At 69.0% G+C, this 13,214-nt stretch carries 8 protein-coding genes and 2 pseudogenes; 7 read left to right on the forward strand and 3 right to left on the reverse strand.

From position 1 onward, the window contains the following. Positions 1-442 precede the first annotated feature (442 nt). Positions 443-1,786, forward strand: coding sequence for an alpha/beta fold hydrolase (locus OG303_RS50060; protein WP_405876901.1), 1,344 nt, complete (start codon positions 443-445; stop codon positions 1,784-1,786). A gap of 5 nt (positions 1,787-1,791) precedes the next feature. Here the strand turns inward: OG303_RS50060 and OG303_RS50065 are convergent, their stop codons facing one another. Both OG303_RS50065 and OG303_RS50070 read right to left on the reverse strand, forming a co-directional pair. Next, positions 1,792-2,241: a serine/threonine protein phosphatase gene (locus OG303_RS50065; protein ID WP_405876903.1), complete on the reverse strand. Its 450-nt coding sequence runs from the start codon at positions 2,239-2,241 to the stop codon at positions 1,792-1,794. Positions 2,242-2,888: 647 nt separating this feature from the next. Continuing rightward, positions 2,889-3,092, reverse strand: a pseudogene (locus OG303_RS50070) (MarR family transcriptional regulator); the annotation flags it as partial. Positions 3,093-3,318: 226 nt separating this feature from the next. Between OG303_RS50070 and OG303_RS50075 the strand changes: the two are divergent. The 6 genes and pseudogenes from OG303_RS50075 to OG303_RS50100 form a co-directional block, all read left to right on the forward strand. After that, the gene (locus tag OG303_RS50075; RefSeq protein ID WP_405876905.1) at positions 3,319-4,455 is read left to right on the forward strand and encodes a LacI family DNA-binding transcriptional regulator; all 1,137 of its coding nucleotides are present in this window, start codon (positions 3,319-3,321) and stop codon (positions 4,453-4,455) included. A gap of 283 nt (positions 4,456-4,738) precedes the next feature. Further along, positions 4,739-6,124, forward strand: a complete 1,386-nt coding sequence (locus tag OG303_RS50080) for an ABC transporter substrate-binding protein (protein ID WP_405876907.1) — start codon at positions 4,739-4,741, stop codon at positions 6,122-6,124. A gap of 2 nt (positions 6,125-6,126) precedes the next feature. Continuing rightward, positions 6,127-7,032 (forward strand): carbohydrate ABC transporter permease, encoded by a 906-nt coding sequence (locus OG303_RS50085; RefSeq protein WP_405876909.1) that lies wholly within the window; start codon positions 6,127-6,129, stop codon positions 7,030-7,032. Next, positions 7,029-7,958, forward strand: a complete 930-nt coding sequence (locus tag OG303_RS50090) for a carbohydrate ABC transporter permease (protein WP_405876911.1) — start codon at positions 7,029-7,031, stop codon at positions 7,956-7,958. The genes OG303_RS50085 and OG303_RS50090 overlap by 4 nt, the downstream gene beginning before the upstream one ends. A gap of 29 nt (positions 7,959-7,987) precedes the next feature. Next, positions 7,988-10,144 carry a beta-galactosidase gene (locus tag OG303_RS50095; protein WP_405876913.1) on the forward strand — a complete coding sequence of 719 codons (2,157 nt, stop codon included), beginning with the start codon at positions 7,988-7,990 and terminating at the stop codon, positions 10,142-10,144. 46 nt (positions 10,145-10,190) lie between these two features. Further along, positions 10,191-11,990 (forward strand): annotated as a pseudogene (locus OG303_RS50100) (RICIN domain-containing protein); the annotation flags it as partial. 612 nt (positions 11,991-12,602) lie between these two features. On the opposite strand, the gene OG303_RS50105 reads toward OG303_RS50100, so the two are convergent. After that, positions 12,603-13,208, reverse strand: a complete 606-nt coding sequence (locus tag OG303_RS50105; protein ID WP_405877877.1) for an FAD-binding oxidoreductase — start codon at positions 13,206-13,208, stop codon at positions 12,603-12,605. Positions 13,209-13,214 lie beyond the last annotated feature (6 nt).

Here is a 13,214-nt window from a genome sequence, read left to right on the forward strand (position 1 = left end):
CTGTGACTTCTTCCCGGTACAGCTTGCGCCACTCGTTCACGCCGGGGAGCGTCCACGCACTACGTCGTCGGCAACAGCCCAAGCCCCTTGCGGCAACGGAGCCTTGGGGGAGTTCCCAATCCCGTCTGCTCCCGCGATTGCCGCCGCGCGCAACCTCGCGTCATCCCGCACCCGCCCGGCGGCATTGCACCGGCGTGCGCGAAGCGTGGCTGCGGCAGGCGTCCAATTTGACACTCAGTCAAGTTACCGAACCGTAACCTATCGACTGCTACCGCGGGTAACTTACTTCTGGGTAAGTTCCTGGCGAACCACTTCCAAGCGGCGCGGGCCAACCCGTGTGCGACACCGTGCCGCCGTAGCTCAGCACCTCGGGGTCCAGGCTGGTTCGGAGGATCTGGACGCGGAGGTCGCTTCCTGCCGGCTGTTTCACAGGAGGTTCGCCATGACCACACGCCAACGGCTTCTGGCCTCGGCGGTCACCGCCGTCGCCTGCCTCGGCACCCAGACTCTCGCAGCCACCGCAGCCACCGCAGCCACCGCAGCCACCGCGGCGGACACGGTTGTGTCCCGGGGCGTCACCATCCCCGCGTTCTACAACCCGCCTGCCACTCTGCCCGCCGCTGACGGCACCCTCGTCCGCAGTGAACCCCTTCCGCTGGCCCTGAGTCTGCCCGGCCTCAGTGGCACCCTGCCGGGATCCGCGACCCGGCTGATGTACAAGTCCACCGACTCGAACGGACAGCCGGTCGCCGTCACCGGCGCCTACATCGAACCGACCGCCGGGTGGAAGGGCGACGGCCCGCGCCCCCTGGTCGCGGTGGCACCCGGCACCATGGGGCAGGGCGACCAGTGCGCCGCGTCCATGGGCCTCGAACACCCCCTCGCAGTCAACAACCAGACAGTGTCCGTCGGTTACGAGGACCTGGCGATCTACCGCCTCCTCGCGAAGGGCGTCGCCGTGGTCGTGACCGATTATGCAGGCTTGGGCGCGACGGACCGGCTGCACACCTACGTCAACCGGGTCGACGAGGCCCACGCCGTACTGGACGCCGTCCGCGCCGCCCGCTCGCTCGACGGGACCTCGGTCACCGCCGCCTCCCCGGTCGGGCTCTTCGGCTACAGCCAGGGTGGCGGAGCGACCGCCGCGGCCGCCGAACTCCAGTCCTCCTACGCCCCCGACGTCACCCTCTCTGGGATCTACGCCGGCGCCCCGCCCGCCGACCTGACCTCCGTCACCAAGGCCATCGACGGCAGCGAACTCGCCGGTGCGCTGGGCTGGTCGCTCAACGGCTTCCTCCAGTCCGACCCGTCCCTGAAGCCCCTCGCCGAGGCGCACCTGAACGCGGCCGGAAAGACGGCCCTCGCCGACCTGTCGACCATGTGTGTCGGCGACGCCCTCTTCGGCTACGGCTACGCGAAGAGCACCAAGTGGACGACCGACGGACAGTCCATCAGTGACATCATCGCCGCCACACCCGTGTTCCAGGCCTTCCTGGACAGCCAGCGCATCGGCACACTGAAGCCCTCCGGCCCCGTCCGGCTGGCGACGGGCGTCAGTGACAATCTCGTCCCGCATGCCCAGGCCCGCCAGCTCGCCGCCGACTGGTGCAAGAAGGGGGCGGACGTCACCTATAAGGCCGTCGTCCTGCCGAACGTGGGCAGCGCGCTCCTCAACCACTTCGCGCCGTTGCTGACCGACCAGGGTGACGCTATCTCCTGGCTGACCGCGCAGCTGTCCGGCAAGCGGGCCGCCTCCAATTGCTGGAGCCTGCCCGCACAACCTTGACCCGGTCAGTAGGCGAATCGTTCCCGCACGGTGTCGAAGACGGGACGGTACGTGTCCCATCGGGCGTCCGGGGCCGACAGGTAGATGTCGCACTCCCGGCCGCTCTCCGTGCCGTATCCGAGGTCCATGGCGGGGACGGCGCGGGCGCGGCCGTGGAAGGTGAACTCCCACACCGCGGCCGGCTGCTCCTTGAAGGTGGTCTTGTGCAGGCGCAGCCTGCGGTACGTGGGGTAGTTGGCCTGGGTGTTCGCCTCGATGTCCTTGAAGTGCTCGATGGGGTGCGAGCCGGCGGGGTCCACCCTGCCGATGGTGATGTCGGCCAGGCCGGTCGGGTCGGTGTAGGTGGCCTCGTCGTCCGGCCCCTTCTCGCGCTTCCAGCCGTCCGGTACGGGGGAGGTGAGGGCGAGCTGCTGGTCGCGGACCAGGCAGCAGCCGTCGGGGACAGGCGAGGGCATAGGGGTGGCCAGGCAGTATGGGCTGCGGGCTCATCCACACCAGGTGGTTTTCGAACTGGTCGGCCACCTCTGGAGGTTGGCGTCCCACGACTGACGTCCGTCTCGCCGGCGAGGGTGAGGGTGACGGACCGGCCCGCACCGGCCTCGTCGAGGTCGCCGTCGGCCGTCACGATCCGCCCGACCGTGCTGTCCCGGTCCGGGGGCAGGATGTGTACCCGGTCCCCGGGGCGGACCGTGCGCATCGCGAACACGAAGCAGGTGACCAGCTCACCGGCCAGGCGCACCTTCACTTCACCGAGGTCCACCTGCTCGTCGGCCCCCGGCCGGTGGGGCTGCGGAAGGAACGCGCGGACCACCCCGCGGCCGGCCTCGACAGCGATCCGGGGGCACCGGTCGGCGACATGGGCCCGCACCATCGGGTGGGTACCCGCCTTTGCCCGTGCTCGTCGAGGAGCTGGTCGAAGATCCTCTTGGCCGTGTGGCGCTGTGTGCGCGGCGCATCCAGATCCGCCAGAAGCATCTGGTCGGTCAACGGCTTGTAGGCATCCAGGCGGGTCCCGCGCGGACGCGGTTTCTTCCGCGGCTCCGGCCCGAGCGACTCCAACGAGGCCTTGGCCGTGCGGGATCCGACTCCGTACTCACGCATCAAGGCCCGGTTGGCCCGCCCGGCCCAGGATCAGCAGCACCGCGTACATCAAGTGGCTGATCCCGCACTCCTTCTCGATCCTCCGGCCCGGGCTGTACTCCAGTCGGTTCGCGGCGCTCTGTAAGCGTCCGAACGCCAGGTCCAGCTCGTTGTCTGCCGCTTCCTTCGCGGTGGTGATCTCCGTCTGCTCGTCCTGCTCGCCCACGGCAACTGCGTGTGTTCGTCCAGCGGAACCTGCCGCGCCTGATCGCGCAGAGGGTCAGCACGCATGGCGGCTGGGGTGCCGCGATGTTGCGCGGAGTCTTGACACCTCCTGTTCGACTGCGTAGATATGACACCGCAGTCATGACAGCGCAGTCATACAGGACAGGCTGTCGGACGGCCGGCTGTGACTGACTAGGATTTGAGCCACCGGAGATCGGGAGACACCAATGACGCCAGGGGGAGGACGGGGCGGCAGCCCTGTCGCGCCGCGCAGCGTGGACGTGGCCCGGTTGGCAGGTGTCTCGCAGAAGACGGTGTCACGGGTCTTCAACGGTGAACGGTACGTATCCGACGCGGTGCGCCGGCGCGTGCTCGAAGCCGCCGAGGAACTCGGCTACCGGTTGAACAACGCGGCCCGGGCGCTGGCCTCGGGACGCACCCGTTCGATCGGCGTGGTCACTCTGGGAACTGCCCTGTACGGACCCGCTTCGCTGCTCATCGGCATCGAGCGGGCTGCACGGGACGCGGGCTATGCGCTCCGGGTGGTCAACACGCTGGAGGGCGACCAGGGTGGCGTTGCCGGGGCCGTGGAGTCGCTGCTCGAGCAGGGCGTGGACGGCATTGTCGTGTCCGAACCGATCGACGAGGGCGACGAGGGGGCGGTCTCGCTCAGTGTCGACGTGCCGGTACTCGTTGTCGGCGCGCCGGCGGCGTTCGGTGGTCCCCGGGCGGTGGCCGTGGGGGTCGGTGCCGAGTCGCTGGCGCGAGCGGCCACCGAGCACCTGCTGGACCTCGGGCATGTGACGGTCCATCACCTCGCCGGTCCGCAGCGGTGGTTCGCCGCCCGGGACCGTCTCGAGGGCTGGCGGGCGGCGCTGTCGGCACGTGACAGGAAACAGCCGCCCGTCCTCGATGGCGACTGGTCGGCGGCGTCCGGCTATGCGGCGGGGTGCGAGCTCGCCGCCGCCGGTGACGCCACCGCGGTGTTCGCCGCCAACGACGACATGGCCATCGGTCTGATCCGCGCGCTGGTGGAAGCCGGTCTGCGCGTGCCGGAGGACGTGAGCGTCGTCGGCTTCGACGACATCCCCGTCTCCGCCTACCTGACCCCTCCGCTGACCACGGTGCGCCAGCCGTTCGATGCCGTTGCGCACGACGGGCTCAGGCTCCTGGTGCAGGCCATCGAGAAACCGGACGCGGAGCCGGCGCCGCCGAACGATCCGCCGGTCGAACTCGTCGTCCGTGCCTCGACCGCACCCCCGCCGGTCCCGAGCAGCCCGGTACGCGGGCGGCGTTCGGCCTCCCGCTCACGCGGCCCGGCACACGCGCCTCCGGCGCGGGTCAGACCTCCCGCCACTGACTGACAAGCACTCATCGGCCCGACCGGAAAACGCGCAGGGCCGACCGGTGTGCCCGTCTTTTGAGCTCACAGACCATCAGAAACCCTCCACCACCGTGGACTTCCGCTGTACGGCACACAACACAGGTGCCGGCCACAGCCCGCGCGACGCCTGCCTGAACTTGGCGACCCCGATGCCCTGGTAGCGACGTTTCGCGCCGCACCTCCCCTCACGCCTCTTCCTTCCCACCCGTGCGACGCGCCCTCGCCAGGCGTGCCGTCCCTCTGCCCATCGGCGGGAGTTCACCATGCCCCGATCCTTCCTTCCCACGTCCTCCATGAGCCGCCGCGGATTTCTCGCCGCGACCGGCGCGGTGTCCCTCGGCGCTGCGCTGGCCGCGTGCAGCGGCGACAGCGGCTCGGGAGGCTCCTCCTCCGCCAAGCCTGTCAGCCAGGCCGACATCGACAAGGCCATGAAGACGCCGACCCAACTGACGTTCTGGACCTGGGTCCCCAACATCCAGCAGGAGGTCGCGCTCTTCGAGAAGAAGTACCCGGCCATCAAGGTCAAGGTCGTCAACGCCGGCCAGGGCGTTGCCCATTACACCAAGCTGCGCACCGCACTCAAGGCCGGAACCGGCGCACCGGACCTGGCGCAGATCGAGTACCAGGCGGTCCCCACCTTCACGATCACCAACAGTTTGCTGAACCTGAGCCCGTACGGCGCCTCGGCGCTGAAGGACAAGTTCGTCGACTGGACGTGGGGACAGGTCAGCGGACCCGACGGTGAGGTCTGGGCGATCCCCCAGGACACCGGACCCATGGGGATGCTCTACCGCAAGGACATCTTCGACAAGCACGGCATCCAAGTGCCGGGGACCTGGGACGAGTTCGGGGCCGCGGCCCGCAAGCTCCACAAGGCCGACCCGAAGGTCTACCTGACCAACCTATCGGCGAACGAGCCTGCCGCCTGGCACGGGCTGCTGTGGCAGGCGGGCGCCAAACCGTACGCGACGTCCGGCAAGAGCACCCTGTCGATCAGCGTCGACGACGCGCTCTCCAAGAAGCTCGGCGCGTACTGGGGCGGGCTGGCGAAGGACGGCGTCATCAGTACCGACCCGGACTTCACCGACGGCTGGTACGCCGGTTTCAACAAGGGCAAGTACGCCACCTGGCTCACCGCGGCCTGGGGTCCGGCCTTCCTGTCCGGCTCGGCCAAGTCCACCGCGGGCAACTGGCGTGCGGCGCCGCTGCCGCAGTGGGACGCCTCCAAGCCGGTCTCGGGCAACTGGGGCGGCTCCACGACCGCGGTCCTGCGCCCGACCAAGAACCCGATCGCCGCGGCGCTGTTCGCGCAGTTCCTCAACAGTGATCCGGCCAGCGCCAAGCTGTTCGCCACCAAGCAGTTCTTCTTCCCGGCGACCAAGGCCCTGCTCACGGACGCGAGTTTCACCGGTGATGCGCCCTCCTTCTACGGCGGCCAGAAGGTCAACCAGGTCTTCGCCGACATCAGCGACACGGTTACGCCTTCCTTCCAGTGGCCGCCGTTCCTCGACCAGGCGGCGACCGACTGGACCGAGACTGTCGGCAAGTCCCTTGCCGACAAGTCCGACACCGTCGCTGCGCTCGGTACGTGGCAGTCGCGGATGACGGCCTATGCCAAGAACCAGGGCTTCACCGTCAAGGGGGCCTGAACATGTCGGCCACCACCGCTGCCCCGGGCAGGCCCCGTCGGCTCCGGCACCGGGCGGCCGGGCCACTGTTCGTCGCCCCGTTCCTCATCCTCTTCCTCCTGCTGTTCCTCGCTCCGCTCGGCTACGCCGCCTACCTGAGCCTGTTCCAGCAACGCCTCATCGGCGGAACGGTGTTCGTCGGCGTGGACAACTACGTCACCGCCCTCAAGGACCCGCTCCTCCTGCACGGCGTCGGCCGAGTGGCCCTGTTTTTCGTGATCCAGGTGCCGCTCATGCTGCTGCTGGCCCTGGCGTTCGCGCTGGCCCTCGACAGCGGTCTGCTGCGGCTGGCGAGGGTGATCCGGCTGGGCATCTTCGTGCCCTACGCGGTCCCGAGCGTGGTCGCCGCGCTCATGTGGGGCTATCTGTACGGACGCGACTTCGGCCCGTTCGCCCAGCTGAGCCGGAAGCTGGACCTGCCGACTCCGCACTTCCTCGGCGACGGCTGGATGCTCGGCAGCCTGGCGAACATCGTGACCTGGGAGTTCGTCGGCTACAACATGATCATCCTGTACGCGGCCCTGCGGACCATCCCGCAGGACCTGTACGAGGCGGCTGCGATGGACGGGGCGGGCGCCTGGCGGGTCGCCTGGTCGATCAAACTGCCCGCACTGCGGCCCGCGCTGCTGCTGACCCTGCTGTTCTCGGTCATCGGCAGCTTCCAGCTGTTCAACGAGCCGAGCCTGCTGATGAAGATCGCCCCGGACGTGATCAGCAGTTCCTACACCGCCAACCTCTACGCGTACTCGCTCGCCTTCACCGGCAACCAGGTCAACTACGCGGCCACGGTCTCCTTCCTCCTGGGCCTGGTCATCGTCATCGCCTCCTACGCCGTACTGCTCCCCGCCAACCGCAGGAGGGCAAGGTGACGACCACGATGCCCAAGGCCACGATCGCACCGGCTGACCCGGCACCCGTCGTACCGGCGCGGCGCCGGTCCGCGTCCCGGCGCCGCAGCACCCCGCTGACGATCGCCATGCTGGCGGCCCTGGCCTACTTCCTCCTCCCGCTGTTCTGGCTGCTGGTCGCCTCGACCAAGAACACCCAGGACCTGATCAACAGCTTCGGCCTGTGGTTCTCCCACGCCCCGCAGCTGCTGGTGAACATCAAGGCGACCTTCACCCAGGACGACGGCGTCTTCGTGCACTGGCTGCTCAATACCGTTCTGTACGCCGTCGTCAGTGCGCTCGGCGCCGCCCTGCTGGCGGCCGCCGGCGGCTACGGCTTCGCCAAGTTCCGCTTCCGCGGCGACCGTGTCTCTTTCAACCTGGTCCTGGGCGCCATCATGGTCCCGGCCACCGCCCTGGCGATCCCGACCTACCTGCTGTTCGCCAAGGTCGGCCTGGTCAACACCCCTTGGGCAGTCATCCTGCCCTCGCTCGTCAACCCCTTCGGCCTCTACCTCATGCGGATCTACGCGGCCGACGCCGTCCCGGACAGCCTGTTGGAGGCCGCCCGCATCGACGGCGCAGGCGAGGCACGGATCTTCTTCCGGATCGCCCTGCGGATGCTGGCACCCGGCCTGGTGACGGTCCTGTTGTTCACGCTCGTGGCGACCTGGAACAACTACTTCCTGCCCCTGATCATGCTGAACGATCCGAAGCTGTACCCGATCACGGTCGGCCTGTCCTCCTGGGCCGCGCAGGCGCAGAACGGCGGGTCCGGTGCCAGCAGCGACATGCTCCCGCTCGTCGTCACCGGCTCCCTGATCTCCATCGTCCCGCTCGTCGTCGCCTTCCTCCTGCTCCAGCGCTACTGGCAGAGCGGCCTGGCGAGCGGCAGCGTCAAGCAGTAACTCCCCTTGTTCTCCTGGAGGTTGCCCTTATGGCGGTTCTGCCCGCCCGCGTCCTGTTCGGCGCCGCGTACTACCACGAGTACACCCCCGAATACGATCCCCGACTGCGGCCCGACGAACGGCTCAAGACCGACCTCGACCTGATGGCCGAGGCGAACTTCACCGTGATCCGGGTGGGCGAGTCGGTGTGGTCGACCTGGGAGCCGCAGAACGGGACGTTCGACCTCGACTGGCTCCAGCCCGTCCTTGACGGCGCCCACGAGCGCGGCATCTCCGTGATCCTCGGTACGCCGACGTACGCGGTGCCGCCGTGGCTGGCCCGGCAGTACCCGGAGATCACCGGGGAGCATGCCACCGGACAGCGCATCGGCTGGGGCGGCCGCCAGGAGGCGGACTTCACCCATCCCGCCTTCCGCTTCCATGCCGAGCGGGTGATCCGCCGGATCGTGGCCCGGTACGCCGACCACCCGGCGATCATCGGCTGGCAGGTGGACAACGAACCGGGCCTGCACCTCTTCCACAACCACGGCGTCTTCCAGCGCTTCGTCGACCACCTGCGCGCCAAGTACGGGGACGTCGAGACCCTCAACCGCGAGTGGGGACTGGTCTACTGGTCCCACCGGCTGTCCGACTGGGCAGACCTGTGGACCCCGGACGGCAACGTCCAGCCCCAGTACGACGTCGCCTGGCGAAAGTTCCAGGCCCGCCAGGTCACCGAGTTCATCGGCTGGCAGGCCGACATCGTCCGCGAGTACGTCAGCCCCGAGCAGTTCGTCACCACCTGCATCTCCTACACCCGCCAGGGAGTCGAGGACGACGAGCTGTCCGCCCGGCTCGACATCGCCTCCGGCAACCCGTACTACGACATGCAGGACGGCCTGCTGCTGCCGGACCCGACACCCGACGACCACGAGCAGATCTGGAAGACCACCGGCGTCTGGTCGATGTACCAGACCGCCGACTGGATGTTCTCCTCCCGCCAGGAGCCGTTCCTGGTCACCGAGACCAACGCTGCCTCGATCGGCTTCGCGTGGGACAACCGCCCCGCCTACGACGGCCAGTGGCGCCAGGCCGCGTGGGCGCACGTGGCGCGCGGCGCGCGGATGATCGAGTACTGGCAGTGGCAGACCCTGCGCTTCGGTGCCGAGACCTACTGGGGCGGCGTCCTGCCGCACAGCGGACAGCCCGGCCGTGCGTACGCCGAACTCGCCCGACTGGGCGCCGAGTTCGACAAGGCCGGCCCGCTCGTCGCGGGGCTCGAACCGGACGCCGACATCACACTGGTCTACTCGACGCCCAGCAAGTGGCTCATGCAGAAGCACCCCCCGCTCGCCACGACCGACGGCGAACCCGATCCCGCCTCCTACCACCGCATCTTCGACCCCTTCTACCGCGGCGCCTTCGAAGCAGGCCGCCAGGTGCGCATCATCCACGCCCGGCAGCTGCACGACCCGAGCGGCGAGCGCGAGGTCATGGCGCCAGAGGAGGCCGCACGCCGCCACCCGGTGCTGGTCGTACCAGCGCTGTACGTCGCCGATGACGCGAGCCTCGACTGGCTCGCGGCCTACGCCCACGCCGGCGGCCACCTGGTCCTGGGCCCGCGCACCGGTTACGCCGACCACGAGGCCCGGGCCCGCCACGAACCGGCCCCCGGCCGCCTGACCGAGGCCGCGGGCGTGTCGTACGACGAATTCAGCAACCTCGGACGCGACCTCCCGGTCCTCCCCGCGCCCGACAGCCCGTTGCAGCTGCCGCAGGAGGCGACGGCGACCCAGTGGGCCGACGGCCTGACCGTCACCGACGCCGAGACGCTCGCCGTCTACGACCACCCGCACTTCGGCCGCTGGCCCGCGATCGCCACCCGCCTTCACGGAGAGGGCCGCGTCACCTGCGTCGGCACGGTCCCGGGCCGCACTCTTGCACAGGCGGTGGCCGAGTGGCTGGTGCCCACCGCGATCAGCGGCTGGCGCGACCTGCCGAAAACCGTCACCGCCACGACCGGTACGGCCCCCGACGGACGCCGAGTCCATGTGATCCACAACTGGAGCTGGGAGCCGGCCCGCGTCACGGCTCCGGTGGACCTGTCCGACGTTCTCGACGGCAGCCGCATCACCGCCGCCACCGCTCTGGAGCTCCGCGCGTGGGACGTACGGGTGTTCACCACCGCAGACGGACCGACGGCCTAGGACGAGTGCCGGCCGGCATCACCATGTCATCCCCAAAGGAGGGGCTATGCACAGAAGAAAGCTGAGAAAGGCGCTGGGAACCTTCGTCGCGGCATCCGCGATGGTGGCCATACCCATGGCCAGTGCGCAGGCGTACAACCCCACGGGCGGCATCCTCTACCAGCTGGGCAACGAACCGTGCCTGAAGGGGCGGGGCAACTGCGCGATCTACCCCAAGTCGGCGCAGCTGCCGAGCGGACGGCTCGTCGCGTCGTTCGAGAAGGCCACGGTGGTGCCCACGACGGGAACCGCCGACGGCGAGACCCTCCCGGTCTACAAGAGCGACGACTACGGAACGTCCTGGCAGCAGCTGTCGGAGGTCAAGGCTCCGGCGTACCTCTCCAGCGATCCCAAGTACGCGAAGTACAAGAGCAACTGGGGAAACCCGTTCTTCTACGTGCTCCCGCAGGACGTCGGCAGCCTCAAGGCGGGCACGCTGCTCCTCGCGAGCGTCGTGACGGGCGACGACGCCTACTACAAGGAGCACAAGGCCGCCGACCCGAACTGGACGCCGTCCAACGACGGCGACCGCAGCGACATGGCGCTCGCCCTGTACTCCAGCCCCGACAACGGCGTGACGTGGAAGGTCGCAGGCGTCATCGCGACGGGCGGCTGGCAGGGCGGCAGCGCGGGCGCGATCGGCAAGAACGTCGCCGAGGCGAACACATACAAGCAGGTGGATCCCCTCTGGGAGCCGTACCTGATGGTCTACAAGGGCCAGCTCGTCTGCTACTACTCCGACGAGGACGACTACCTCGGCTACGACCCGGCCACGGGCGCCGCGATCCCGGACCCCGCGAACACCACCGCCACGGACTCGCACGGCCAGATCCTCGTCCACAAGACCTGGAACGGCAGCAGCACGCAGTGGAGCGGTCCCGTCGTCGACATCGCGGGCCTGACCCAGGACATGGGAGGCGGAAAGAGCGAGATCGGAGGCGGCCGGCCGGGCATGACGAACGTCGTACCGACGACGGACGGCAAGTGGCTCCTCACCTACGAGTACTGGGGCGGCGGAGTCAACACCAGGTACGCGATCGCGGACGACCCGCTGAAGTTCTACAGCGGCTCCGTCGGCAACCCGGTCACCTCACTGCCCCTCGACCCCGGTTCCCGCACTCTCGCGACAGGCGGCAGCCCGGTCATCGTCAGGCTCCCCGACGGGCGCCTGGTGTATAACGCCGCCGGCAGCGGCAACGTCTGGGTCAACGAGAGCGGACGCAGCGACGGAACGTGGAAGGAGTACCAGACGACCTCGCCGGCCGGCTACAGCCGCAGCCTGCAGTACGTCTCGGGCACCGGACGCATCTCCATACTCAACAACCAGGGCACGTCGACGATCGCCTACGCCGAGGTCGATCTCGGCCACTCGCAGGGCGCCTACTACCAGTTGGTGAACCGCAAGACGGGGCAGGTGATCGGCACCGGAAGCAAGACCAACGACGCGAACATCGGCAACGGCGACGTTCCGGACGTCGTCCTGGAGAACGCCGGCTCGGCGGCGAACAAGGACACCCAGTACTGGCACATGGTGACCGAGCCGAACGGCGGCGTGACGCTGCTCAACAAGTCGGGCGGCCGCGCGGCCGCCATCTGGACCGGTAGCGCGACGGTCGGCCAGAAGATCGGGCAGTGGGTCGACAACAGCGCGACGGGCAGCTGGAACGTCGTCAAGACCGCCGACGGGTACTACAAGTTCCAGGCGGTGAAGAACACGAACGTCTACCTGACCGGTCCTTCCCAGGGTGCGGCGCTGACCTTGCAGAACGCCGCCCAGGACGGCTCGCAGGAGTGGCAGCTCGTCCAGCAGACGCCGACCTCCGCGGATCTGACGAAGGACGAGCGGTCGACGAAGCTGATCGCGGCGAACCAGGTCGGAGTGAAGACGACCGTGTCGCTGGACGCGGCGGCATCGGACCCCGCGGCCACGGCCCTGCACGCGAACACGACAGGCCATGCCTACGTGTTCGCAGCCGACGGGAAGGTCAGTGACCTCGGCCCGGTCTCCTTCGACGAGGCCCAGAAGGGCAGCGTGACCCTTCCGCAGACGGTCGCGGCCGGGAAGAAGATCAAAATCGCCGTGGTCTTCGACAACACATCGCCGATGTGGGACGCGGTCACCGTTCGGGCTGCTGCCACCAAGCACTGATGGTGGGTCGGGGTGAACTGACGAGTCGGTTCACCCCGACCTCAAGTGCGGGTGGGCTACACGCAGCCGTCTGTCCGGCACCGCGACGGCCACTTGTCCGACGGCAGGTGGTGGCCATGATGGAACGGAGCGTGTCCATTGGGTCGTTGAGCTGAGCGTCTCTGATGAGCTAAGTGATCGTGTGTCAGGCGTGGTGTCGACATGGGTTGTGCCCACCGTGGAGGGGTGGCCTGGGCGTGCAGGCGTACGACGACTCTGCGGTGATGCCGATCACTGCGATGTGCCGGGCGGTGGACGCGTGCCGCGGTAGTCACGCAGCCGTGTCGCACAGGCGGTCATGAACTCGCGGAACACCGCGGCCGAGGCCGGGTCGCCGGGCCGGAACGGGAAGTCGATGCGGCAGTGGACGCAGCCGTCGCCGAAGTGCCCGTACGGAACGCCCTGCAGGCCGTGTGCCCGCAGGAGTTCCTCGAAGTCGCGCAGCCACGCACCGAGGTGCTCCGGCGGTACGGCGGCGTCCTCCCATCCGCCGTACGCCGGCGTGGGCAGCGACCGGCCGGCGAGCCCGGCGCCGTCCTCACGGATGCGCCACAGTGCGGCGGCCTCACGCCGGTCGTCGACGAGCCTGGTGTCCAGCGCGGAGGCCGCGGCGACGAGCCGTCGCACCGCGTCCGGCGTGTCCTTGCCCGCCACTTCCGCGAACAGCCAGCCCTGCCCCCGTGGCAGATCGGGCACCGGCGAACCCTTGGCCCGCACCAGATCTACGATGCGCGAGTCCATGCCCTCGCACGCGACGAGCCGGCCCGGCGCTGCGGCGAGCAGCGCCGGGCCGGCATCGGCCGCCTCGGCCATCGTCGGGTATCCGAGCACCAGCATCCTGCG

The sequence above is a fragment of the Streptomyces sp. NBC_00005 genome (assembly GCF_045160215.1).
Taxonomy (GTDB): Bacteria; Actinomycetota; Actinomycetes; order Streptomycetales; family Streptomycetaceae; genus Streptomyces.

Excerpts from the sequence above, each read along its gene's own strand:
- OG303_RS50060 (WP_405876901.1), top strand. The coding sequence starts at position 443 with ATGACCACACGCCAACGGCTTCTGGCCTCGGCGGTCACCGCCGTCGCC.
- OG303_RS50065 (WP_405876903.1), bottom strand. The coding sequence starts at position 2,241 with ATGCCCTCGCCTGTCCCCGACGGCTGCTGCCTGGTCCGCGACCAGCAG.
- OG303_RS50075 (WP_405876905.1), top strand. The coding sequence starts at position 3,319 with ATGACGCCAGGGGGAGGACGGGGCGGCAGCCCTGTCGCGCCGCGCAGC.
- OG303_RS50080 (WP_405876907.1), top strand. The coding sequence starts at position 4,739 with ATGCCCCGATCCTTCCTTCCCACGTCCTCCATGAGCCGCCGCGGATTT.
- OG303_RS50085 (WP_405876909.1), top strand. The coding sequence starts at position 6,127 with ATGTCGGCCACCACCGCTGCCCCGGGCAGGCCCCGTCGGCTCCGGCAC.
- OG303_RS50095 (WP_405876913.1), top strand. The coding sequence starts at position 7,988 with ATGGCGGTTCTGCCCGCCCGCGTCCTGTTCGGCGCCGCGTACTACCAC.
- OG303_RS50105 (WP_405877877.1), bottom strand. The coding sequence starts at position 13,208 with ATGCTGGTGCTCGGATACCCGACGATGGCCGAGGCGGCCGATGCCGGC.